We start from the raw sequence: 23,481 nt of genomic DNA on the forward strand, positions 1-23,481 counted from the left end.
CATGGCCATCACCATCTACACCAACGACGACATCCGCCCCGGCGCCATCGCCGGCCAGCGCATCGCCATCATCGGCTATGGCTCGCAAGGCCGCGCCCACGCCCAGAACCTGAAGGACAGCGGCCATGACGTGGTCGCCGGCGTGCGTCACGGCGGCACGGGCTGGAAACACGCCACCGAAGACGGCGTCGCGACCGCCGAGCCGGCCGAGGCCGTCAAGGGTGCCGACATCATCGCCATCCTGACCCCGGACATGGTCCAGGGCGAGGTCTATCGCGACATCATCGAGCCGAACGCCAAGGAGGGCTCGGCCCTGCTGTTCGCCCACGGTTTCTCGATCATCTACGAGCGCATCACGCCGCGCGCCGACATGGACGTGATCCTGGTCGCGCCGAAGGGGCCGGGCGATCTGGTTCGTCGCGAGTTCCAGCGTGGGCGCGGCGTGCCCAGCCTGTTCGCCATCGAGAAGGACGTCACTGGCAAGGCCCGCGACCGGGCCATGGGTTATGCCAAGGGTAATGGCGGCGCGACTGGCGGTCTGCTGGAAACCACCTTCCGCGAAGAGACCGAGACCGATCTGTTCGGCGAGCAGGCCGTTCTGTGCGGCGGCGCCAAGGAACTGGTCATCCAGGGCTTCAACACCCTGGTCGAGGCCGGCTACCAGCCGGAGATCGCCTATTTCGAATGCCTGCACGAGCTGAAGCTGATCGTGGACCTGTTCTACGAAGGCGGCATCTCGAAGATGCATCACTTCATCTCGGAGACGGCCAAATATGGCGCCGTCGCCAGCGGCCCGCGCGTGGTCAACGAAGAGACCAAGGCCCGCATGAAGACCATCCTGGACGAGATCCAGGACGGCACCTTCGCGCGCAACTGGATCGCCGAGAACGAAGCCGGCAAGCCGCAGTACGAAGCCTGGCTGAAGGCGGACCGCGAAAGCCAGATCGAACAGGTCGGCGCCCGCCTGCGCGAACGCATGGCCTGGCTGAACACGCCCAAGTCCGAAGCGGCCTGAGCCCAGCACTAAAGACCGGATGCCCCTGATGACCGCCGCCGCCTTCAAAACCTCAGCCGAGGCCGCTCCCCAGTCGGGCGCGCGCCTGCTGGTCTCCACCCTGGAGCGGCTGGGCGTGGAGGTGGTGTTCGGTTATCCGGGCGGCGCCATCATGCCGGTCTATGACGCCCTGGCCGGATCCAAGCTGAAGCATATCCTGGTCCGTCACGAACAAGGCGCGGCCTTCTCCGCCGACGCCTATGCCAGAAAGAGCGGCCGGGTCGGAGTGTGTATCGCCACCTCGGGTCCGGGCGCCACCAACCTGGTTACCGGCATCGCCAATGCGATGATGGATTCGGTGCCGATGGTCTGCATCACCGGCAATGTCGCCCAGGGCCTGATGGGCACCGACGCCTTCCAGGAGATCGATATCCTGGGCGTCACCCTGCCGATCGTGAAACACTCGATCCTGGTCCGTTCGGCCGCCGAGGTTCCGGCCGCGATCGAGGAAGCTTTTTATATCGCCCGATCGGGTCGCCCTGGCCCGGTTCTGGTCGACCTGCCCAAGGACGTGCAGTTCGCCACGACCAACGACGACTATGGCTTTTCCATTCCCAACGAGACGCCGCGCGTCGATCACGACGCCATCGCCGCCGCCGAGGCCGCGATCCGCGCCGCCAGGAAGCCGCTGGTCTATATCGGCGGGGGCGTGAAGATCGGCGGCGCGACCGAGGCCCTGCGCGCCTTCGTCGCCGCGACCGGCATCCCCCAGGTTTCGACCCTGAACGCCCTGGGCACCATCCCGACAGATGCGCCGGGCATGCTGGGCATGCTGGGCATGCACGGCACGCGAGCCGCCAACCATGCGGTGCAGGACAGCGATCTGCTGATCGTTGTCGGCGCCCGGTTCGACGACCGCGCAACGGGCAAGCTGGCCGAGTTCGCGCCGAACGCCCGCATCGTTCATTTCGACATCGACGCCTCGGAAGTCGGCAAGCTGCGCGCGGCCAATGTCGCCGTCGTCGGCGAACTGCCTGAAGGGGTCGAGGCCCTGACGCAGCGGATGCGCGCGGGCGCGGCGCTGGACATTCAGGCCTGGGCCGACGACTGCGCCCGCGCGGCCGAGGCCGGCGCGCACCGCTATGATGCACCGGGCGAGGGTGTCTATGCCCCGGCCCTGCTGAAGGAAATCTCGGAAGCGGCCGGCGATGATTTCGTCGCCGCCTGCGACGTGGGCCAGCATCAGATGTGGGCGGCCATGCATTGTCGCTTCGCCCGCCCGGAAGCCCACATCACGTCGGGCGGCCTGGGGGCCATGGGCTTTGGCCTGCCCGCCGGCATCGGCGCCAAGCTGGCCGATCCGTCCGCGACGGTCGTGACCATCGCCGGCGACGGCGGCTTCATGATGAACATCCAGGAGTTGGCGACGCTGAAGCGTTACGGCATCCCGCTGAAGGTCGTGTTGATCGACAACTCCTCGCTGGGCCTAGTGCGCCAGTGGCAGGAGCTGTTCTTCGCCGAGAACTATTCCGAGATCGACCTGTCCGACAACCCGGACTTCGTGAAGGTCGCCGAAGCCTTCGGCATCGAGGCCTTCCGTATCGATCGCCGCGATCAGGTGTCCGATGGCATCCAGCGCCTGCTGGCCGCCGACGGTCCCTGCCTGGCCCATGTGGTCATCGATCCCCGAGACAATGTCTGGCCGCTGGTTCCGCCGGGCAAGAGCAATGCTGAAATGATGGAGGGCTCCTGAGATGAGCGACACGATCCACATCCAGATCGACCGTGCGGACGGTTCGCTTCAGCGTCTCATCGGCCTTGTGGAGCGCCGGGGCTTCCACATCGACGGCATCAACATGGCCGACGAGGGCGCCTTCCGCCACATCGCCCTGACCGTGCGCGGCCGCGACGCCGGCCGCTGCAAGGACAACTTGGGTCGCCAGATCGACCGGCTGTTCGGCGTGCGCCGCATCAGCAACGACATTATTCAATCCGAGGCCGCGTAATGACCGCCGAACAAGTACGAGTATCCGGCGTATCCCGAACGGAGGAGATCGCCGCCGACCCCAACCGCGTCATCGTCTTCGACACAACGATGCGGGACGGGGAACAGGCGCCTGGCTTCTCGATGAGCGCCCAGGCCAAGCTGAAGATGGCCCAGGTCCTGACAGACCTGGGCGTCGACGTTATCGAGGCCGGTTTCGCCGCCGCCTCGCCGGGTGACGAAGACTGCATCCGCCGCGTGGCGGGCGAGATCGAGGGGCCGGTCTTCTGCTCCCTGTCACGTTCGAACGAGAAGGACATCGACGCCAGCTTTCGCGCCTTGGCTCCGGCGCCCAAGTCGCATCGCCGTTGCCATGTCTTCATCGGCACCAGCCCCATCCACCGCACCGCCAAGCTGAAGATGTCCACCAACGAGGTGCTGTCGACGGCGGTGCGCTCGGTTGAATACGCCCGCAGCCTGTTCGACGACGTCGAGTTCTCGGCCGAGGACGCCTTCCGCACCGAGCCGGAGTTTCTGGCCGATGTGATGGAAGCCGCCGCCGACGCCGGCGCCCGGACCCTGAACGTGCCAGACACCGTCGGCTATGCGACGCCGCAAGAGGTGCGCGAGCGTTTTGCGGCCCTGTCCGCCCGCATCCACAAGCGCCATCCGCACGTGATCTTCTCGGCCCACTGCCACGACGACCTGGGCATGGCGGTCGCCAACTCCCTGGCCGCCATCGAAGGCGGGGCGCGTCAGGTCGAGGGCGCGATCAACGGCATCGGCGAACGGGCTGGCAACGCCTCGATCGAAGAGGTCATCATGGCCCTGAAGGTCCGCGAGGACCGTTACGGCGTCACGACCGGAGCCGACAGCCGCCACCTGGTGCGCGCTTCCAAGATCCTGTGCGAGATCACCGAGACGGTCATCGCCCGCAACAAGTCGGTGGTGGGCATCAACGCCTTCGCCCACGAGGCGGGCATCCACCAGCACGGCATGCTGGCCGACAGCCGCACCTATGAGATCATGCGGCCCCAGGACGTGGGCTTCGAAGGCAGCTGGTTCGTGCTGGGCAAACACTCCGGCCGCCACGCCATCGCCAAGCGCGCCGAGACCATCGGCAGACCCATCGAGGGCGAGCGTCTGGCGGCCGTGGTCGTCGGTTTCAAACAGCGTGCGGACCAGATCGGCGAGATCAACGATGCGGAGCTGATCGCCATCATCGACCGTGTCGATGGCGTGTCCGAGGTTGTGGCCCAGTATGCCTGATCCCAAAACCCTGTTCGACAAGGTCTGGGACGCCCATGTCGTGCGGACGGAAACGGCCGACACGCCGGGGGTGCTGTATATCGACTTGCACCTGGTCCACGAGGTCACCAGCCCCCAGGCCTTCAGCGATATCGAGGCGCGCGGCCTGAAGGTGCGCCGTCCGGACCGGACCTATGCGACCCTGGACCATTCGACCCCGACCCTGCCGGCGGGGGTGAACGGCCTGAAACCCTATGTCACCGCCCAGGCCGAGGCCCAGGTGCATACGCTGGAGCGCAACTGCGCCGCCCACGGCGTGCCGCTGGCGGGCTGGGACTCCGACGACCGCGGCGTGGTCCATGTGATGGGGCCGGAACTGGGCCTGACCCAGCCGGGCATGACCGTGGTCTGCGGCGACAGCCATACCGCGACGCATGGGGCTTTCGGCGCTCTAGCCTTCGGCATCGGCACGTCCGAGGTCGGCCATGTGCTGGCGACCCAATGCCTGTTGCAGCGCAAGGCCAAGGCCATGCGAGTGACGGTGACGGGCGAGCTGCAGCGGGGCGTGTCCGGCAAGGATGTCGCCCTGGCCGTCATCGCCGCCATCGGCTTCGGCGGCGGCACCGGTTATGTTATCGAATATGCTGGCGACGCGGTGCGTGCGCTGGACATGGAAGGGCGGATGACCCTTTGCAACATGTCCATCGAGGCTGGCGCCCGCGCGGGCATGATCGCCCCGGACCAGACGACCATCGACTGGCTGCGCGGTCGAAAGCACGTCCCCGTCGACTATGAGGCGGCGACGGCCGAGTGGCTGAAACTGTCCAGCGATCCGGGTGCGGTGTTCGACAACGAGGTGATGATCGACGGCGCGGCCATCCAGCCGATGGCGACCTGGGGCACGACGCCCGACGCCGGCGCACCCATCGGTTCGCCGGTGCCTCAACCCCAGTCGGACAGCGACCGCAAGGCCATCGCCTATATGGGTTTCACGGCGGGCGAGGCGACGACCAGCCAGCCGGTGGATGTGGTCTTTATCGGTTCCTGCACCAACGGCCGCCTGCCGGATTTGCGCGTCGCCGCCGAGGTGTTGCGCGGTCGCAAGGTCAAGCCCGGCCTGCGTATGCTGGTGGTGCCGGGTTCCGAGGCCGTGCGTCGCGACGCGGAGGCCGAAGGCCTGGATCAGGTCTTCATCGCCGCCGGGGCCGAATGGCGCATTCCCGGCTGTTCGATGTGCATCGCCATGAACGGCGATTTCGTCTCGCCGGGGCAACTTGCTGTCTCCACTTCGAACCGCAATTTCGAAGGCCGCCAGGGCAAGGACGCCCGCACCATCCTGGCCAGCCCCGCGACGGCGGCAGCGACGGCGGTGGCCGGCGTGCTGACCGATCCGCGCGTCTATCTGAATGAGGTCGAGCATGTCTGAGCCCTTCCAGGTTTTGACCTCCAAGACCGTGACCTTGAGCCAGGCCAATATCGACACCGACCAGATCATCCCGGCGCGTTTCCTGACCACGACCACGCGCGAGGGGCTGGGCAAGGCCGCCTTCCATGACTGGCGTTATGAAGAAGACGGGTCGGAAAAGCCGGAAGCCATTCTGAACCGGATCGACCCCGGCGAGCATCGCATCCTGCTGGCGGGCAAGAATTTCGCCTGCGGTTCGTCGCGGGAACATGCGCCCTGGGCCTTGCTGGATTATGGGTTCAAGGCGGTGATCTCGACCGAAATCGCTGACATTTTTACATCGAATGCGCTGAAAAACGGCCTGCTGCCCATCGTCGTCAGCCAGGCTGTCTGGGACGATCTGGCGTCGCAGCCGGACCAGCCGGTCACGATCGACCTCCAGGCCAATCAGATCCAGCGCGGCAATGCTGAACCCGTGTCGTTTGGGGTCGAATCCTTCGCCCGACAATGCCTGCTGGACGGGGTGGACACCCTGGGCTGGCTGCAAGCAAACATGCCCGAGATCGAAGCCTACGAGCGATCGAGAGAGACCGTCTGATGACCAACGCCGCCCCCAAGACCTATAATATCGTCCTGCTGCCCGGCGACGGCGTCGGACCCGAGGTGACGCGCGCCGCCCGCGACGTGCTGGCTGTCATCGGCGACTTCTACAGCCATGATTTCCAGTTCTCCGAACACCTGATCGGCGGCGCGGCCATCGACGAGACCGGTGAGCCTCTGCCTGAGGCCACGCGTGCGGCCTGTGTCGCCTCCGACGCCGTCCTGCTGGGCGCCGTCGGCGGGCCGAAATGGGATGGCGGCAAGCGTCGGCCGGAAGAGGGCCTGCTGGCGATCCGCAAGGCCATGGGCCTGTTCGCCAACCTGCGTCCGCTGCAGGTTTCGCCGGTGCTGGCGCACCGTTCGCCGCTGAAGAAGGAGATCGTCGAGGGCGTCGATCTGATCGTCTTCCGCGAACTGACCGGCGGCGTCTATTTCGGCGAGAAGACCCGCACCGCCGACCGCGCCACCGACCTGTGCGAATACACCGTGCCCGAGATCGAGCGCGTCACCCGCGCCGCCTTCCAGACTGCGCGCCAGCGTCGGGGCAAGGTGACCTCGGTCGACAAGGCCAACGTCATGGAGACCAGCCGCCTGTGGCGCGAGGTGGTCACCCGCATCCACGCCGAGGAATTCCCAGAGATCGAGCTGGAGCATGCCCTGGTCGACTCCATGGCCATGCACCTGATCAGGAAGCCGCGCGACTATGACGTCATCCTGACCGAGAACATGTTCGGCGACATCCTGTCGGACGAGATCTCGGTGCTGGGCGGCTCCATCGGCCTGCTGCCGTCGGCGTCGCTGGGCGCGGGCGGGCCGGGCCTGTTCGAGCCGATCCACGGCTCTGCGCCGGACATCGCCGGGCAGGATTTGGCCAATCCGGTCGGGACGATCCTGTCGGCCGCCCTGCTGCTGCGTCACAGCCTGAAGCTGGAAGACGAGGCCGATTCGATCGAGGCCGCCGTCGCCGCCGTGCTGGCGGCCGGCGCCGTGACGGCCGATCTAGGCGGCGCACTGGGCACGCGCGCTGCGACCGAGGCTGTCATCGACGCCATTCGCGCCATTCACTGGGCGGCGGCGCATCGGGTGCAGATGCACTGGGCGTGATCGCCTAAACGAACGCTGAAAATCCTGCCGCGAACCTTGGCGATGGCGGCACGTAAAATCCTATAATGGGTCATATAATCGAAGGATCGTGCGGCCCTAGTCTTTTCGCCCATGACCGTTGCAAGAAAGTTGCGCCGTTCACGGTCTAGCCCCTTGCGCATATCGCAAATGCGGTAAAATCTTCGCAACTGCGAGATTGCATAGGGGGTACTAGCTCATGTCGCGGACAACGAACCGACTTATGGGGGCCGCAGGGCTCCTCCTTCCAACACTCTGTCTCATGGCCGCAGGGGCGGCCAATGCACAGGATGCGGCGCCGGCCCTGCTAGGCCATCAGGCCCCGCTTGAGCTGGACAGCGCCGGCGCATCCTGGCTCGGCACCTCGACCGCCCTGGTTCTGCTGATGACCCTCCCCGGTCTGGCGCTGTTCTACGGCGGCATGGTGCGCAAGAAGAACGTCATCGCCACCATCACCCAGTCCGTCGGCGTGTTCGCCGTGGTGTCGCTGGTGTGGTTCATCGCCGGCTACAGCCTGGCCTTCGGCGCCAACGGCAATGCAGCGCTTCAGCCCTATATCGGCAGCCTGGACATGCTGTTCCTGAACGGCGTGTCGCTGCAAACCGCCAACGCCCTGCTGCCGGGCATTCCGGAGTTCCTGTTCATCTCCTTCCAGATGACCTTCGCCATCATCACGCCTGCGCTGGTCACCGGCGCCTTCGCCGAGCGGATGAAATATTCGGCGCTGCTGCTGTTCACCGCCCTATGGTCGCTGCTGGTGTATGCGCCCATCTGTCACTGGGTCTGGGGCGGCGGCTTCCTGGGTTCGGCAGGTGTGCTGGACTTCGCCGGCGGCGCCGTCGTTCACGTCAACTCGGGCGTCGCGGGTCTGGTCTGCGCCATCTTCCTGGGTCGTCGTAAGGGTTATGGCGTCGAGCCGATCTTGGCGCACAACCCGGTCCTGACCATGATCGGCGCCTCGCTGCTGCTGGTGGGCTGGATCGGTTTCAACGCCGGCTCGGCAGGCGCCGCCAACGACCTGATGGGCGTGGCGCTGCTGAACACCATCCTGGCCGCCGCCGCCGGCGCCCTGACGTGGAAGCTGGTCGAGTTCATCGAGAAGAAGAAGGTCTCGCTGGTCGGCATGCTGTCGGGCGTCGTCGCAGGTCTGGTCGCCATCACGCCGGCGGCCGGCTTCGTCGATCCCAAGGGCGCGGTCATCATCGGCCTGATCGCCGGTCCGGTCTGCTACGCCTCGTCGGTGTGGATCAAGAAGCTGCTGCGTTATGACGACAGCCTGGACGCCTTCGGCATCCACGGCGCGGGCGGCCTGATCGGCGCCCTGCTGACCGGCGTGTTCGCCACGACCGCGATCAACAGCCTGTCGGAAGGCGCGAATGTCGGGGCCCAGGCGCTGGGCCTGTTGTGGACCATCGTCTACAGCGCCGTCGGCACCCTGATCATCCTGTTCATCTGCAAGTTCACCACGGGCCTGCGCGTGAGCGAGGCCGAGGAAGCCGCCGGTCTGGACACCTCGCTTCACGGCGAAGCACTGGAAAACTGATGGGGGATCGGGCGCGGCTCCCAATCCGCGCCCCTTCTTTCCGACTGCATAAAACAATCAAAACAAGGGGATAAGCCATGAAGAAGACCATGATCCGCGCGGCCGCCGCCGCCGCCGCTCTAGCTACGGGCCTGATCGGTCTCGCCGCGCCTGCCTCGGCTCAAAGCACCGTCGATGTGGCCTGGAACTTTGGTGTCGTCAGCGACTATGTGTTCCGCGGCTTCAGCCAGACGGGTGAAGATCCCGCCATCCAGGGCGGCGTCGATCTGACCTCGGGCAGCTTCTACGGCGGCGCCTGGGCCTCGAATGTCGATTTCGGCGACGACACCGACGCGGAAGTCGATCTGTACGGCGGCTATCGCACCGAGGCCGGCGGCTTCGCGCTGGACTTCGGGGTGATCGGCTACCTCTACGTCGGAGAGCCGGACGGCGCCGACTATAACTATGCCGAGTTCAAGGCTGCGGCGTCGCGCGCGGTCGGGCCCGCCACCTTCGGCGCCGCCGTCTATTACTCGCCCGACTTCTTCGGCATCGACGACGAAGCGACCTATGCCGAGGTCAACGCCGCCTTCAGCCCGGCCGACAAGTGGACGATCTCGGGCGCCGTCGGCAAGCAGTGGCTGAACGTCAGCGACGACTACACCACCTGGAACGCCGGCGTGGGCTATGCCCTGACCGACAAGGTCGGCATCGACGTCCGCTACTATGACACGGACGTCGATGGCGTGCCGGGCGCCGAAGACCGGATCGTGGGCGCCATCAAACTCGCGTTCTGATCCAGCGACAACTCTGAAAAAGGAAGGCCCCGGAGATCGCTCTCCGGGGCCTTTTGTCTATCGGGCGTAGCGGTCGTGGACGGGGTCGTAGCTGTCCCAGACCTTGCCGTCGGCCAGGGACCGCAGCAGCTTCAGATATTCCGCATGGGTCCAGGCCAGGGGCGTGGCGGAGTCCGTGTTCTGACCCAAGGCGTAAGCTTTGGCGGTCGGGTCGCCCACGCCGTCCCAGACCTGTTCGGCCAGCATCAGGCCGCTGTTGGCGAACCGCTCCATGCCGCGCACATAGGTCTGGCGGATGGCGGCGATATCGGCGGCCGAGGGGGCGCCGTGCAGGCTGACGCGGGCAAGTTCGTAGTGTCCGCGTTCGCCGGTGAAGAAGGGCCAGACCCGGCCGCGCTGACCAGGGCTCATCTCGCCGCCGACGCCGTAGTTGGCGCCCGTCAGATGATCCTCGCCGTAGCCGTCGACGCCGTAACGGCGCCAGCCCGGCGTCTTGTCGCCCTCGGGACCGAAGTCGTAGCGAACGCGATACAGCGGCTCCAGCGACTGATCGTCATAGACGGGCAGGGTGGACAGGATGTGCGGATCGTCCGCCTTGCGCACGCCGTAGCGGACCAGTTCCAGGAAGCCGCCGTCCACGACCCGGTCCTCGGCCGGAGCGATCTGGCCGTTGGCGGCGCCGATCGGGGCCTTGTCGTTCGGGTTCTCGTTCTGGGTGATGCGGATGAAGTAGCGCCCGTCGCCGAAGTCGCCGTTGGTGGTGAACATCCGCGCCTCGATCTTGGACGCATAGCTGTCGGCGGCGATCTGATACCGCGTGGCGCCCGTCGCATCGCCCGAGGCGCGGGCCATCTCGGCCGCGACCGTCAGGCCGGCGACCACGGCGGCGGTGCTGGACGGCGAATAGCCTTGCTGCTCTTCCCAGCGTTCCTGCTGGGTGAAGGGCGGCTTGATCTCGGAATCGTTCCACAACAGGCCGATCTTGCCGCCGTCCACCAGGAAGTCGGCGGCCGGTTTCAGCATGGACTGATACTGTTCGGTCATCTGGGCGTCCGACAGCCAGCCCATCTTCCACAGACGATAGCCCAGCATGATCGGCATGGCCGTCTGGTCCAGCTGAACCGCGACCCATTCCAGCTCGCCATCGACGTGGGTCTTTTGCAGGAACCAGCCGCCGACGCCGGTATTGCCGGGTGTGTTCGGTCCGACCTGCACCTGCGGCAGATAGTTGAAGGCCGCCAGCGGCGTCTCCTTGTCGCCCAGGGCCGCCAGGGCCATGGCCACCTGGTAGAAGTCGCGCGGCCAGACCGCCTTGTAACCGGTGGAGGACTTGGACGCGTCCACTGTGTCGCCCCAGGGGTTGGACAGGGACGCGATCAGGGCGCCGGCGTGGGTGCGGTCCTCCTGCACCTTCAACATCAGGGCCGAGGCATAGGCCAGCTTGCCGCCGTCCGTGGATTGTTCGGCGATGCGCGGCAGTTCGGTCAGGGAGGCGACATAGTCCTCCCAACCCACGCGCTCGCCCTCACCGTTGAAGCGGGCGCGGAGTTCGCCAAAGGTGATCCCGGACGATCCTGAACCTTCCACTGCCGCCACCGCTGCCTGTCGGCTGTCGCCAAATCCGATGTAGATAGCCTGAGCCGATGCAAGCCCTTCGGGTACGCTATGCATCTGGCCGGTCAGAACCACAGTGCCTGGCGTATCGCCGGTCGAGGCGTATAGGCGCGTTAGCCGGCCGTTGGCCTGAAGGTCCGTAAGACCGTCCGAAACGCCGAGGAAGCCGGCGCTGGAAGCTTCGAACGAGCGGCTTGGCATGAGAGCCAGATGAACGTTCCCCTCGTGGGCGAACAACATCTGATTGCTCGCCTCAGCATGATCGCCGCCGCCCGTGTTGGCCATGTGTGGTTCGAGGATGACATAGGGAGTCACCTCACCTTTTAGTGCATGTGTGATGACGGACATAACAAGGGTGTTGCGGTCTGGATCGGTGAAGATTTCCTTGATGATTTCGAACCGTCCGGTCTTGTCGGTCGTGGTCACGCGATAGGCCGGTGACAGGGGACGCCCGGCGGCGTCGACATGGGAATATTCCGTCCTTGACGTCGTGTCGGTGCCCTCGATGGACAACCCGGTTTCGGTCATGACGGCAAGGCGCAACTGCTTGATCTGGGCCTCGTGGATCAGGCCGTACATGGTCTCGGTCAGGATGCCGTCGGCGATGGAATACCAGACCTTGGACACTGCGCCGGTCGGGCCGCCGTCGCGATACTGACCATCGACATAGGCTTCATAGGATGCGCCCGCGCCGGTCTTGGCCGCGCTGGACCAGACGGGGGGTAAGCCCGGTGCGCCGGGGGCGACCGATTGGGCGGAAGCGGCGGAGGCGAGGGCCAGGCCGGCGACGCCGGCGAGGCAGAGGGTCTTTGACATACGCATGGAGGTCCTCACGGATTGCGCGTGGGGGGAAGCGAGCGGGACTCGCGGACGAACAGCGCGCTGACCGCAGCCAGCACGAAGGAGACGGCGCCCAGCACCAGGGCCCAGATGGCCTGGCCGTCGAACAGGGTCTTCAGGATCAGGCCCAGGACTGTGGCGGCCAGCAGTTGCGGCACGACGATGAAAATGTTGAAGACGCCCATATAGACGCCCATCTTCCGGTCCGGCACCGCTGCCGACAGGATGGCGTAGGGCATGGAGACGATCGAGGCCCAGGCGAAGCCGACGCCGATCATCGGTAGCCACAGCAGGCCCGGCTCTCGGATGACGAAGACGCCGAAGAGGCCCGCCGCGCCCAGCAAAAGCATCAGGGCGTGGGTCGCCTTGCGGCCAATGCGCTTGGCCAAGACCGGCAGAGTGAAGGCCGCCAGCGCCGCCACGCCGTTGTAGACGCCGAACAGAACCCCGACCCAGTCGGCGCCCGTGGCGTAGGCGGCCGAGGTGGTGTCGGTCGTGCCGTAATGGACGCGGGTCACGGCGGCAGTGGTGTAGATCCACATGGCGAACAGGGCGAACCAGCTGAAGAACTGGACGACCGCCAGGCCGCGCATCGTCTCTGGCATGCGAAAGATGTCGTTCAGAATCTCGGTGGCGGCGTTGACGATGCGGCGGCGTTGCATAATGCCGACCGCGATCTGAAGCAGGCCGAAACCGGCGGAGAAGCCGGCCAGGACCAGCAGTTCCTTTTCCAGATCCATCACTGAGATCAGCACGAAGCCCAGTCCACCCAACACCGCGCAGACCAGGCCGGAGGTCATCCAGCCCTGGACGCTGCGGGCCGGCGCCTCGGGGCCGTCGTCAGCGGGGGCGCCCAGCGCTTCCTGCTTGGCGCGTTCGAAGGCGGCGATCTGTTCGGGGCTGTATTCCTTGGTGCTCAGCACGGTCCACAGGACGGCTGCGAACAGGCCCGCCGCGCCGACGTAGAAGGCGATCTTGACCGACAGGGGCACGACGCCGGCCTCAGCCGTCGAGGCGATGTTGAAGACATTGGACAGCAGCCACGGCAGGGTCGAGGCGAAGACCGCGCCGGCGCCGATGAAGAAGCTCTGCATCGCATAGCCGGCGGTGCGCTGTTCCTCCGGCAGGTTGTCGCCGACGAAGGCGCGGAACGGCTCCATGGTGATGTTGATCGAGGCGTCCATGATCCACAGCATGGCTGCGGCGAACCACAGGCTGGGGCTGTTTGGCATGGCGATCAGGGCCAGGGTGGTGGCGATGGCGCCGACCAGGAAATAGGGGCGGCGTCGCCCGAACCGGGTCCAGGTCTTGTCGCTGAAATGACCGATGATCGGCTGGACCAGCAGACCCGTCAGCGGCGCGGCGATCCACAGAATGGCCAGCGAATCCACCTCGGCGCCCAGGGTCTGGAAAATCCGGCTGGTGTTGGCGTTCTGCAGGCCGAAGCCGATCTGGATGCCGAAGAAGCCGACGCACATATTCCAGATCGCCAGGCCGGACAGACGCGGGCGGTGGGCGAGGAGGCTCATCTACGGCGCGCCCGGCCCAGCGGTACGAAGCGAATGGCCTGGCCGCCGCCGGACGCCAGGGCCAGCGTCAGCGCATCCCCCGAAGTCACCTCGCGCTGCTCGATGACGATGTCCTCGCGCTTGGCCTTGTAGTCGGCCTCTGGACCGTCGCGGTAGATTTCGGCGCGGTAGCGGCGGCCGGCGTCCAGGAAGTCCAGAGGCGCGGACAGGACGCGCGGATGCTCGTCGGTGATGGCCCCCAGAGCCCAGATGTCAGTGCCGCGTTCCTTGCGGGCGGTGACGACATAGCCGCCCATTTCGGCGGCCAGGGTGCGGCTCTCGTCCCAGTCGACAGGCACGTCCTTGATGAACTGGAACGGTCCGGGATTGTTCTCGTAGTTGACCAGCAGGTCGGCCGCCATCTGGATCGGGCTGTAGATGACGACATAGAGGGCCAGCTGTTTGGCCCAGGTCGTCTGCACGCCGCCGGGGCTGCGCGTCTCCATGCCGAAGATGCCTGGAGTATAGTCCATCGGCCCGGCCAGCAGGCGGGTGAAGACCAGGTTCGGCTCGTGCTCGGGCGGATTGCCGGGGTTGCCCCAGGCCGAATATTCCATGCCCCGCTGGCCCTCGCGGCTGATGATGTTGGGATAGGTGCGGCGCAGGCCCGTATCCTTGAAAGGCTCGTGCGCGTTGATCGCGACCTTGTGGCGGGCGCCGGCCTCGACGACCTTCATATGGTGCTGGGCCATCGCCTGGCTCTCGTGCCAGGCCATGACCATCTGGCCGTCCGGCCCGGCGACGCGGGCGCCCTGCGCATCCGCGACATAGCCGGTCTTCACCGAATGGACCCCGAGGCGTTCATACAGGGCCATCGCCGGTTCGAGCTGCTGCTCATAATGGAAGGCGTTGCCGCCGGTTTCGTGGTGGCCGATCAACTGCACGCCCTTGGACCGGGCATGGGCGCAGACCGCCTCGATGTCGAAGTCGGGATAGGCCTCGGTGAAGCTGAAGTCCGAACCGTTGGCGAACCACTGGCCGTCCCAGCCCTTGTTCCAGCCCTCGACCAAAACCCCGCCGAAGCCGTGCTGGGCCGCAAAGTCGATGTGCTTGATGGTGTTTTCGGTGGTCGCGCCATGCTTGGGGCCGGCGTTCCAGCTCTTCAGCTCCAGGTGCATCTCCCACCAGACGCCGACGTATTTCATTGGTTTGAACCAGCTGACATCGCCCAGTTTGTTCGGCTCGTTCAGGTTCAGGATCAGGCTGGAGTCGATCAGGCCAGCGGCTGTGTCGCTGATCTGCAGCGTGCGCCACGGGGTGTTGAACGGGGCCTCGCGCACCACGGCGGCGTTGGTCAGGCCGGGCGTCAGCTGGGCGCGGAAGTTGGTGCCCTCGGAGCGACGCAGGTTCATGCCGGCGTAGTCAATGCAGGCCGCCTCGTGGATCGAGACGTGCAGGCCCGACTGGCCCTTGACCGTCATCGGGGTCTGGGCGCTGCCGACCGCGTCGATCGGCGTGCGGTCGTAGAGGTATTCCTCGCGGTTCCATTCCCAGGCCGGGCACCACAGGGCCTCGCCGTTTTCAGCCAGATTGAACTCGGTGATCTCGGAGCCGATGCGCACGGTCTTCAGCGCGGGCTGGTCGGGGAATTCGTAGCGGAAGCCCAGGCCGTCGTCATAGAGGCGGAAGACTACATCGACGCGGCGTTGCAGGCCGCCGGTCTCGGCATAGGCGACGCGCCATTCGTTGTAGTGGTTGCGGATGAAGCGACGCTCGCCCCACGGCTGCTCCCAGGTGTCGTCCACGGTCACCGGCTGACCGGCGGTCAGGGTCAGGCCGCGCTCGATAGCGGGGGCGTCGGTCAGCAGGAAGCCCAGCTTGGACGGCGCCACCACGACCCGGCCCTGGCGCAGGACCGAATACATCGGCCGGCCGTCGTTGTCGGTGAAGGCCTCGACCGTCAACACGCCGCCGGGCGACGACGCGCGGGCATGGGCGGGCGTGGTCTGGGCGCGAACGCCGCTGGCGCCGAAGGCCAGGATCGAAACGCCGCCGAGGGCCAGGAAGGATCTGCGCTGCATCATGGGAACTCCGTTACGCCGCCTCTTGCCAACCGCCGCGAACGGTGGCTGAAATATTTGCAGAAAAATTTGCAGCGTCGCCATGCTGCTGTGAGGACCCGCGACCTTGAGCCGCAAGACAACCCGTCTGGAAGACATCGCCCGCCTGGCGGGGGTGTCCATCGCCACCGCCTCGCGCGCGCTGAACGACAGCCCCGCCGTTAACGACCGCACCAAACAGACGATCTGGAAGCTGGCGAAGGAACACGACTATCCGTTCCGTCGCCACATGCCTGCCGGTCCCATCGGCGCCCAGGGCACCATCGCCCTGGTCGTGCCGCGTCCGCAGGGGCGGGAAGGGCGCCTCAGCGATCCCTTCTTCCTGGAACTGCTGGCCGGAGTGGGCGAGGCGGCGCGCGAACGCGGCTGCGACCTGCTGATGAGCCATATCTCGCCCGCCAACTATGACGAGCTGTCGGGCGCGCTGAACACCAGCCGTGCGGACGGTGTGATCTTCCTGGGTCAGTCCAGCCTGCACTCGGCCTTCAACCGGCTGGTGGATGCCGACCATCGCTTCGTCGTCTGGGGCGCCGAACTGCCCGATCAGGACTATTGCTCCATCGGCTCGGACAATATCTCGGGCGGACGGCGCGCGACCCTGCATCTGGCGCGGCTGGGGCGAAAGCGCATCGTCTTTCTGGGCGACCTGGATCCGCCCGAGTCGATGCAACGGCACCGCGGCTATCTGGACGCCTTGGCCCAGGCCGGATTGGCGGTCGAGCCGGACCTGATCGTATCGGCCCATTTCGAGGTCGAGTCGGCCGAGGCCACGGTGGACGCCCTGATCCGGCGCGGCGTCGCCTTCGACGGGGTGGTGGCCGCCTCCGACCAGATCGCCCTGGGCGCCGTGCGCGCCCTGTTGCACGCCGGTATCGACGTGCCGGGCCAGGTCTCGGTCATCGGTTTCGACAATGTGCCGTTCAGCCGTTACTCGCGCCCGGCCCTGTCCACCATCGCCCAGGACACGATGAAGGCCGGTCGGCTGATGGTGTCCAAACTGCTGGACCACGGTGGCGCCGACGTCGGCGCCGGCCGGTCGGAGCGGGTGCCGACCGAGCTGATCGTGCGCGAGACCTGCGGCGGCTGAACCCATCCTCAGACCGCGAACAACAGGCCGGCGAGGGGCGGCAATGTCTGTCCGTCCGCCTCGGTCCAGTTGATCGCCTCGATACGACGCGCACCCGCAGGCGGTGACCAGTCGATGGCGACGTGGCCCAGGTTGAAGACGCACAACAGGCGCTCGCCGTCGTCGCCGCGTTCGAACCGCTCGAAGACCACCAGACCCTGGGGCGCCTCGACCAGTTCAAGACCGCCCAGGCGCAGCGCCGGATGGGCCTTACGCAGGGCGATGACGCGGCGGGCGACGTGCAGGGTCGAGGTCGGATCGGCCTCCTCAGCATCGACGGCCAGTTTCAGGTGGCGCGGATCGACCGGCAGCCAGGGCTCGACCGTCGAGAAGCCGGCGTTGGGCGCGGACGCGACCCAGGGGATCGGCGTGCGGGCGCCGTCGCGGCCCAGGGTCAGGGGCCAGTTGGCGATGGCCTCGGGATCGACCAGCCTCTCGAACGGCACTTGGGCCTGCGGCAGGCCCAGTTCCTCGCCCTGATAGACGAAGACATTACCGCGCAGGCACATCAGCAGCAGCAGGGCCATCCGTGCGAAGGCCGTCTCGTCGCGGCCCTCAGCCCAGCGTGATACCGCGCGTGGCGCGTCGTGGTTCGAGAAGGTCCAGGACGGCCAGCCTTCGCCCTGCTGGTCCGGCCACATGCTGTCGCCCACGCCGATCAGTTCGGGCTTCAGCGCATCGGCATACAGGTAGAGGAAGCCATAGGCGGAATGCAGCCGGTCGTTCCCGGCGGTGAATTCCTTCATCTCGCGGTCGGCGTGATCGCCGCCGACCTCCGCCACCGTGAACCGGCCTTCGTAACTGTCGGTCAGGGCGCGGACGCGGTTCAGGAAGCCGATGATGTCGGGGTGGGACTGGTTGTAGATCTTGTCCTGGAAGTCGAACGGGCGCGTCCGCTTCTTGCCGTCGGCGATCGGCGGGTTGTCGCGCAGGGACGGGTCGTGGATGGCGAAGTTGATGGCGTCCAGGCGGAAGCCGTCCACCCCCTTGTCCAGCCAGAAGCGGGCCGCCGCGATCAGGGCGTCCTGCACCGCCGGGTTCCTGACGTTCAGCTGAGGCTGGGAGGCCAGGAAGTTGTGCATGTAATACTGGCCGCGCCGCGCATCCCAGGTCCAGGCCGGACCGCCGAACACCGACTGCCAGTTCGACGGCGGCGAGCCGTCCGGCTTGGCGTCGGCCCAGACGTACCAGTCGGCATGTTCGCCGTTTCGGCTAGCGCGGCTGTCGATGAACCAGGGGTGTTCGTCCGAGGTGTGGGAGAACACCTGATCAATGACGACCTTCAGTCCCAGGGCATGGGCGCGCGCGATCAGGGCGTCGAAGTCGGCGAGATCGCCGAAGATCGGATCGACGTCGCAATAGTCCGAGACGTCATAACCGAAGTCCTTCATCGGCGACGTGAAGAAGGGCGACAGCCAAATCCCGTCCACGCCCAGCGAGGCGACGTAATCCAGATGGTCGGTGATGCCCGTCAGGTCGCCGACGCCGTCGTCGTTCGAGTCCGCGAAGCTGCGCGGATAGACCTGGTACAGGACCGCCCCTCGCCACCAGTCGTGAGCGAGGGCAGGGGCGGCGTCAGCCGTAAGGAGATCGAGAGGCTGGGCGGTCACGGGACGCTCTTGCAGACGAGGTAATCGAGGGGAGGGACGCGGACGGCGACACTGGCGGGCGCGGAAGATCGGGCGGCGCAATCACCGCGCAGACCCTGCCACCGAAGCGAGCCGGGCTCCACCTCGACCTGGGCCGCGACGGGCGCGGTCGAGGTGTTGAACAGGACCAGGATTTCGCCCCCGTCCTCGCCCCCGTCCTGGCCCATGCGCGACAAGGCGAACAGGCCCGGCTTGTCGCCATAGGCGCGGACCACCTGACGACCGCGTCGCAGGGCCGGTTCGGCGGCGCGGATGCGGGCCATCTCGGCGATGGCGCGATACAGCGGCGCGTCGGTGGAATAGGCGGGCTGACGGCCGCCGACGGGCGTCTCGCTCGCATAAATCGGGGTCTGGCTTGGCCACATGTCCTGGCGCGAGTTTCCGTATCCGCCCGCGCCGGCGAAGCCCTGTTCGTCGCCGTAATAGAGGGTTGGCACGCCCCGGCTCAACATCATCAGGGCATGGGCCAGGGCGATGCGCGACTGAAGTTCGGCGTCGCCCGCGTTCGGATTGGCCTGTTTCACGAAGAAGCCGACCCGGCCCATGTCGTGGTTGCCCAGGAAGGTCGGCAGGATGGCGGCCGTGTCGGCGCCCTTGTCGTAAATCGTGTCAGCGTCGAACAGCTTGGCCAGGGCGTCGGTGCCGACCTTGCCCGAGGCCGCGTCCACCGCCTGTTTCTGGAACGGGAAGTCCAGCACGGCCGGATAGCCGTCGACCCGCGTGAACCGCGCGGTCACGGCCGGGTCGGGATCATAGACCTCGCCGAAGATGTGGAAGTTCGGAATGCCCTTGGCCTCGGCGCGGGCGATCGTGGCGGGGATGAAGGCCTGCCAGAACGCGGGGTTCACATGGCGTGCGGTGTCGATTCGGAAACCGTCGATGCCGTATTTGTCGATCCAGCCGCCGAAGACGTCGATCATGCCCTGGATCACGACCGGATCCTCCGTCAGCAGGTCGTCCAGACCGGCGAAGTCCCCGTCCAGCGAGCTTTCGCCCGAGAAGGTGCTCTCACCCCGGTTATGATAGTGGATCGGGTCATTCAGCCAGGCCGGAACCTTGGCGTTCTCCTCGCCCGCCGGGACGTAAGGCGTATAGGCGTAGTCGGGCCGGGTCAGACGCGAGAAGTCGCGGCCGTCGAAGCCTTCGTTGATCGGCGCGCCATCGACGCCGCCCCGACGGGTATAGGGATAGTCGGCGCGGCTGCGATAGGCGCAGCGCCCCTCGGGACATTCGCGGTACTGGATCACGTCGGCGGTGTGGTTGGCGACGATGTCCAGATAGACCTTCATGCCGCGCGCATGGGCGGCCTCGACCAGGGCGCGCATCACCGCCTCGTCGCCGAAGTGCGGATCGACGGCCGTGAAGTCGGTGATCCAGTATCCGTGGTGCGCCGCGCCGGTATAGTTTCCGTGCGACTGGACCGGCTTGTTCTTGAAGATGGGGGGCAGCCAAACCGCCGTGGCGCCTAGGCCCTGGATATAATCGAGCCGCTGGGTCACGCCCGCCAGATCGCCGCCGTGGTAGAAGTCGGTGTCGGCCGGGTCGAAACCGCTCTTCAGCCGCTCGGCCGGATAGCCGCCGTGATCGTTCGACGGATCGCCATTGGCGAACCGGTCCGGCAGCAGGAAATAGATCACCTCGTCCTGAGGCAGGCGCTGGCGCAGGTCGGCCAAGCTGTCGGCGTTGGCGTTTGATGCCGCCAGCAGGCTGGCTGCGGCCATCATGGCGTGCAGTCCGTTTCGGACGGCTTTCCTCTTCCTCATGGCGCTTGCTCCCTGCCGTCTGGAAAATGCAAAGCCTTCCAGATCGATTTGCAAGATTTTGCAGCAATGGTTGCCACTGTCAACGCGGGTTTAATTTGCTGCGATGCAGCGCAAGCGCCGCCGGTAGTGACCTTATGCCGATGTTGTAGGGGGCGAAAGCAACGCTGATAGAGGGCCGGAATCGGGCGCTCACATTAACTGCTTGCAACGTTGCTAAAGATTTGCATATTTTTGCGACGGCTTCAGATCGCGACGCTCAGAAACGCGGTCAGCCCCAGGGAGGATGACCATGTTCCAACGTCTCAACCGGCGCGCGCGCCTGCTATCCGGCGTCGCTTTCGGCGCAGCCGCCATGATGTCGGTCGGCGCCGCGCAAGCCCAGACCGCCGCCACGACGCCTCAGGCCGACGGCCAGGCGACGGAAGTCGGCGAAATCGTCGTCACCGGCATCCGCCGCTCCATCGAGGCTTCGATCGCAGCCAAGGCCGCAAACACCTCGATCGTCGAAGTCATCTCGGCCGAAGACATCGGCAAGCTGCCGGACGTTTCGATCGCCGAATCCCTGGCCCGTCTGCCCGGCGTGACCTCACAGCGCCTCGATGGCCGCAGCCAGGCCATCTCGATCCGCGGCCTCGGCCCCGACTTCACCACCGCCCTGCTGAACGGGCGCGAACTGGTCACGACCGGCGACAACCGCGGCGTGGAGTTCGATCAGTTTCCGTCGGAACTGCTGGGCGGCGTGACCGTGTACAAGACGCCCGACGCCGCCCTGGTCGGCCAAGGGCTGGCCGGCACGGTCGATCTGCGCACCGTGCGCCCTCTGGCCTATGGCCGTCAGGCCCTGGCGGTGAACTATCGCCACGAGTGGAACGACATCGGCGCCCTGAACTCGGGCACGACCGACAAGGGCGACCGCTACACCATCTCCTATATCGACCAGTTCCTGGACGGGACGCTGGGCGTTGCGCTGGGTTACGCCCACATGAGCTCGCCCTATCAGTCCGAGCGCTTCAATAGCTGGGGCTATCCAAACTACACCGACGGCAATCTGATCACTGGCGGCGTGAAGCCCTATGTCATGTCGTCCGAACTGGAGCGCGACGGCTATATGGGCGTGCTGGAATGGCGCCCGAACGATCGTATCCATTCCACGATCGACGCCTTCTATTCCGAGTTCAAGAACACCCAGGTCCTGCGCGGCATCGAGTTCCCGCTGGCCTGGGGTGGTCTGGCCGAAAACCCTGGCCGCAGCGACACTGTGCTGGGCGGTTGCCAGGTCACCAACAACGTCCCGACGCCGAACGTCTGCCGTCCCGCTCCGTCGCTACGCCCCGGCTATACCGTCGAGGACGGCCTGATCGTCGCCGGCACCTGGGACAACATCAAAGGCGTGGTCCGCAACGACCTGAACAAGCGTGACAGCAACATCACGGCCTTGGGCTGGAACACAGAGTTCGTCGCCAGCGACGATTGGACCCTCGGGCTGGACCTCAGCTACTCCAAGGTCGAGCGCAACGACATCATCCTTGAAACCAACGCCGGCACGGGCCGCAACATCAACGGCGCGCTGGACACTTTAGGCTTCGTCCTGACCGACGACGGCGTGACCCGGTTCACCAGCCAGCTCAACTATGCCGACCCGTCCCTGATCCGCATCACCTCGGCCCAGGGCTGGGGCTCGGACGTCATTCCGGGCGGCCAGGTCGGCTATATGAACACCCCGTCCATCGAGGACGAAATCAAGGCCGTTCGCCTCACCGCCACGCGTGAACTGCACCAGAGCCCGTTCAAGTCGATCGACTTCGGTGCGAACTATTCGGAACGCACGAAGAGCTTCGTCAACGACCAGTATTACCTCGGCGTCCCTGGCGGCGGCGATCTGACGGTGCCGTCGGACTATCTGCTGGATCCGACCGACCTGGGCTACCTCGGCATCTCTCAGGTGCTGAGCTATGACGCGCTGGGTTTGGTCAACAGCGGCCTGCTGGATCGCGTTCGCAACCCCAACGCCGACGTCGCCGCCGGCAATTGGGTTGTGACCGAAAAGGTCTCGACCGCCTATATCCGCGCCAACATAGATCACAACCTGTTCGGTCGCGCGCTGACCGGCAACGTCGGCATGCAGTTCGTCTACACCGACCAGGAAGGCCGCGGCTTCGAGGCCCAGCAACTGAGCGCCGGCGTCGCCGCCGTCACTGAGGTCACGGGCGGCGCGAAATATCTGGAGATCCTGCCCAGCTCGAACTTCATCCTGGAGGTCGGCGACGATCTGTTCGCCCGCTTCGCGGTGGCTCGCACCCTGGCGCGTCCGCGCATGGACGACATGCGCGCCTCGCGGAACTTCTCGTTCGACGCGGGCAAGAACAACGCGTCGGCGACCCCGTCCCAGAACTCGCCCTGGGGCGGCGGCGGCGGCAATCCGGAACTGAAACCCTTCATCGCCGACGTGGTCGATTTGTCGTTCGAGAAGTATTTCGCCAACCGCAAGGGCTACGTCTCGCTGGCCGGCTTCTATAAGCACCTGGAAAGCTACGTTTATACCTACAACCGCATCTTCGACTTCACCGGCTATCCGACCGGCGGTGTCACCCCCGTGATCAACGAAGGCATCCTCTCGACGCCGGAAAACGGCGAAGGCGGCTGGATCAAGGGGCTGGAGTTCTCGGTCTCGGCGCCCTTCGACATCTTCCACCCTGCGCTTGAAGGCTTCGGCGGTCTGTTCAGCGCTTCGCAGACGGACAGCGAGGTCCAGCCGGATCCGACCCAGGCCCCGACCACCATGCCGGGCCTGTCGGAAACCGTCATCAACGGCACTCTGTATTACGAGCGCTACGGCTTCCAGACCCGCGTCTCCGCCCGTCACCGTTCGGACTACCTGGGCGAGGTCGCCGGCTTCGGCAACGGCCGCACCCTGCGGTCGGTCGCGGCGGAAACCGTGGTCGACGCCCAGATCGGCTACGAGTTCCAGAACGGTCCTCTGGAGGGTCTGTCGATCCTGGCTCAGGTCAATAACCTGACCGACGAGCCGTTCAAGACCTTCGAAAACGGCGATGAGCGCCGCACCATCGACTACCAGAGCTACGGCCGGACCTTCGCGGTCGGCATGAACTACAAGTTCTGATTTCCACCCCTCTCTTCTGAGCAAACTTGGGCCGCCGCGTTCGCGAGGCGGCCCTTTTCTTTGTCGCA

General features: G+C 66.0%; 16 protein-coding genes. 11 read left to right on the plus strand and 5 right to left on the minus strand.

Annotated elements, in window-relative coordinates:
- Window position 1 precedes the first annotated feature (1 nt).
- The 9 genes from ilvC (at window position 2) to CHRYSEO8AT_RS10280 (ending at window position 9,672) form a co-directional block, all read left to right on the plus strand.
- On the plus strand, window positions 2-1,015 hold the full coding sequence (gene ilvC / locus CHRYSEO8AT_RS10240; RefSeq protein ID WP_159849721.1) for a ketol-acid reductoisomerase: 1,014 nt from the start codon (window positions 2-4) through the stop codon (window positions 1,013-1,015).
- A gap of 19 nt (window positions 1,016-1,034) precedes the next feature.
- On the plus strand, window positions 1,035-2,747 hold the full coding sequence (ilvG, locus tag CHRYSEO8AT_RS10245) for an acetolactate synthase 2 catalytic subunit (RefSeq protein WP_159849723.1): 1,713 nt from the start codon (window positions 1,035-1,037) through the stop codon (window positions 2,745-2,747).
- 1 nt (window position 2,748) lies between these two features.
- Complete coding sequence (locus CHRYSEO8AT_RS10250) at window positions 2,749-3,000, plus strand: ACT domain-containing protein (RefSeq protein WP_159849725.1); 252 nt, start codon at window positions 2,749-2,751, stop codon at window positions 2,998-3,000.
- On the plus strand, window positions 3,000-4,247 hold the full coding sequence (locus tag CHRYSEO8AT_RS10255; RefSeq protein ID WP_159849727.1) for a 2-isopropylmalate synthase: 1,248 nt from the start codon (window positions 3,000-3,002) through the stop codon (window positions 4,245-4,247). The genes CHRYSEO8AT_RS10250 and CHRYSEO8AT_RS10255 overlap by 1 nt, the downstream gene beginning before the upstream one ends.
- The gene (gene leuC / locus CHRYSEO8AT_RS10260; RefSeq protein WP_159849729.1) at window positions 4,240-5,652 is read left to right on the plus strand and encodes a 3-isopropylmalate dehydratase large subunit; all 1,413 of its coding nucleotides are present in this window, start codon (window positions 4,240-4,242) and stop codon (window positions 5,650-5,652) included. The genes CHRYSEO8AT_RS10255 and leuC overlap by 8 nt, the downstream gene beginning before the upstream one ends.
- Window positions 5,645-6,229 carry a 3-isopropylmalate dehydratase small subunit gene (gene leuD / locus CHRYSEO8AT_RS10265; RefSeq protein WP_159849731.1) on the plus strand — a complete coding sequence of 195 codons (585 nt, stop codon included), beginning with the start codon at window positions 5,645-5,647 and terminating at the stop codon, window positions 6,227-6,229. The genes leuC and leuD overlap by 8 nt, the downstream gene beginning before the upstream one ends.
- The gene (gene leuB / locus CHRYSEO8AT_RS10270; protein WP_159849733.1) at window positions 6,229-7,335 is read left to right on the plus strand and encodes a 3-isopropylmalate dehydrogenase; all 1,107 of its coding nucleotides are present in this window, start codon (window positions 6,229-6,231) and stop codon (window positions 7,333-7,335) included. Before leuD ends, leuB begins: the two co-directional genes overlap by 1 nt.
- Before the next feature lie 217 nt (window positions 7,336-7,552).
- Window positions 7,553-8,896 carry an ammonium transporter gene (locus tag CHRYSEO8AT_RS10275; protein ID WP_159849735.1) on the plus strand — a complete coding sequence of 448 codons (1,344 nt, stop codon included), beginning with the start codon at window positions 7,553-7,555 and terminating at the stop codon, window positions 8,894-8,896.
- 77 nt (window positions 8,897-8,973) lie between these two features.
- Window positions 8,974-9,672, plus strand: a complete 699-nt coding sequence (locus tag CHRYSEO8AT_RS10280) for a TorF family putative porin (protein ID WP_159849737.1) — start codon at window positions 8,974-8,976, stop codon at window positions 9,670-9,672.
- A gap of 57 nt (window positions 9,673-9,729) precedes the next feature.
- On the opposite strand, the gene CHRYSEO8AT_RS10285 is transcribed toward CHRYSEO8AT_RS10280, so the two are convergent.
- Genes CHRYSEO8AT_RS10285 through CHRYSEO8AT_RS10295 form a run of 3 tightly spaced genes read right to left on the minus strand, consistent with a single transcriptional unit; the run spans window position 9,730 to window position 15,718 of the window.
- Window positions 9,730-12,108: a glucan 1,4-alpha-glucosidase gene (locus CHRYSEO8AT_RS10285; protein ID WP_159849738.1), complete on the minus strand. Its 2,379-nt coding sequence runs from the start codon at window positions 12,106-12,108 to the stop codon at window positions 9,730-9,732.
- Window positions 12,109-12,116: 8 nt separating this feature from the next.
- Window positions 12,117-13,655, minus strand: a complete 1,539-nt coding sequence (locus CHRYSEO8AT_RS10290) for an MFS transporter (protein WP_159849739.1) — start codon at window positions 13,653-13,655, stop codon at window positions 12,117-12,119.
- A complete protein-coding gene (locus CHRYSEO8AT_RS10295) occupies window positions 13,652-15,718 on the minus strand; it encodes a glycoside hydrolase family 97 protein (protein ID WP_159849740.1) in 2,067 nt (688 codons plus the stop codon). The genes CHRYSEO8AT_RS10290 and CHRYSEO8AT_RS10295 overlap by 4 nt, the downstream gene beginning before the upstream one ends.
- A 103-nt stretch (window positions 15,719-15,821) precedes the next feature.
- Between CHRYSEO8AT_RS10295 and CHRYSEO8AT_RS10300 the strand changes: the two genes are divergently transcribed.
- Window positions 15,822-16,841: a LacI family DNA-binding transcriptional regulator gene (locus CHRYSEO8AT_RS10300; protein WP_135193437.1), complete on the plus strand. Its 1,020-nt coding sequence runs from the start codon at window positions 15,822-15,824 to the stop codon at window positions 16,839-16,841.
- An 8-nt stretch (window positions 16,842-16,849) separates the two neighbouring features.
- On the opposite strand, the gene CHRYSEO8AT_RS10305 is transcribed toward CHRYSEO8AT_RS10300, so the two are convergent.
- Window positions 16,850-18,490: an alpha-amylase family glycosyl hydrolase gene (locus tag CHRYSEO8AT_RS10305; RefSeq protein WP_159849741.1), complete on the minus strand. Its 1,641-nt coding sequence runs from the start codon at window positions 18,488-18,490 to the stop codon at window positions 16,850-16,852.
- Window positions 18,487-20,292: an alpha-amylase family glycosyl hydrolase gene (locus CHRYSEO8AT_RS10310; protein ID WP_159849742.1), complete on the minus strand. Its 1,806-nt coding sequence runs from the start codon at window positions 20,290-20,292 to the stop codon at window positions 18,487-18,489. The genes CHRYSEO8AT_RS10305 and CHRYSEO8AT_RS10310 overlap by 4 nt, the downstream gene beginning before the upstream one ends.
- A gap of 289 nt (window positions 20,293-20,581) precedes the next feature.
- On the opposite strand from CHRYSEO8AT_RS10310, the gene CHRYSEO8AT_RS10315 reads away from it, so the two are divergent.
- Window positions 20,582-23,413: a TonB-dependent receptor gene (locus CHRYSEO8AT_RS10315; RefSeq protein ID WP_201304405.1), complete on the plus strand. Its 2,832-nt coding sequence runs from the start codon at window positions 20,582-20,584 to the stop codon at window positions 23,411-23,413.
- Window positions 23,414-23,481: the final 68 nt, after the last annotated feature.

Origin of the sequence: Brevundimonas sp. G8 (assembly GCF_902506205.1) — a bacterium.
Taxonomy (GTDB): Bacteria; Pseudomonadota; Alphaproteobacteria; order Caulobacterales; family Caulobacteraceae; genus Brevundimonas.

Excerpts from the sequence above, each read along its gene's own strand:
- ilvC (WP_159849721.1), top strand. The coding sequence starts at position 2 with ATGGCCATCACCATCTACACCAACGACGACATCCGCCCCGGCGCCATC.
- ilvG (WP_159849723.1), top strand. The coding sequence starts at position 1,035 with ATGCCCCTGATGACCGCCGCCGCCTTCAAAACCTCAGCCGAGGCCGCT.
- CHRYSEO8AT_RS10250 (WP_159849725.1), top strand. The coding sequence starts at position 2,749 with ATGAGCGACACGATCCACATCCAGATCGACCGTGCGGACGGTTCGCTT.
- CHRYSEO8AT_RS10255 (WP_159849727.1), top strand. The coding sequence starts at position 3,000 with ATGACCGCCGAACAAGTACGAGTATCCGGCGTATCCCGAACGGAGGAG.
- leuC (WP_159849729.1), top strand. The coding sequence starts at position 4,240 with ATGCCTGATCCCAAAACCCTGTTCGACAAGGTCTGGGACGCCCATGTC.
- leuD (WP_159849731.1), top strand. The coding sequence starts at position 5,645 with ATGTCTGAGCCCTTCCAGGTTTTGACCTCCAAGACCGTGACCTTGAGC.
- leuB (WP_159849733.1), top strand. The coding sequence starts at position 6,229 with ATGACCAACGCCGCCCCCAAGACCTATAATATCGTCCTGCTGCCCGGC.
- CHRYSEO8AT_RS10275 (WP_159849735.1), top strand. The coding sequence starts at position 7,553 with ATGTCGCGGACAACGAACCGACTTATGGGGGCCGCAGGGCTCCTCCTT.
- CHRYSEO8AT_RS10280 (WP_159849737.1), top strand. The coding sequence starts at position 8,974 with ATGAAGAAGACCATGATCCGCGCGGCCGCCGCCGCCGCCGCTCTAGCT.
- CHRYSEO8AT_RS10285 (WP_159849738.1), bottom strand. The coding sequence starts at position 12,108 with ATGCGTATGTCAAAGACCCTCTGCCTCGCCGGCGTCGCCGGCCTGGCC.
- CHRYSEO8AT_RS10290 (WP_159849739.1), bottom strand. The coding sequence starts at position 13,655 with ATGAGCCTCCTCGCCCACCGCCCGCGTCTGTCCGGCCTGGCGATCTGG.
- CHRYSEO8AT_RS10295 (WP_159849740.1), bottom strand. The coding sequence starts at position 15,718 with ATGATGCAGCGCAGATCCTTCCTGGCCCTCGGCGGCGTTTCGATCCTG.
- CHRYSEO8AT_RS10310 (WP_159849742.1), bottom strand. The coding sequence starts at position 20,292 with ATGAGGAAGAGGAAAGCCGTCCGAAACGGACTGCACGCCATGATGGCC.
- CHRYSEO8AT_RS10315 (WP_201304405.1), top strand. The coding sequence starts at position 20,582 with ATGTTCCAACGTCTCAACCGGCGCGCGCGCCTGCTATCCGGCGTCGCT.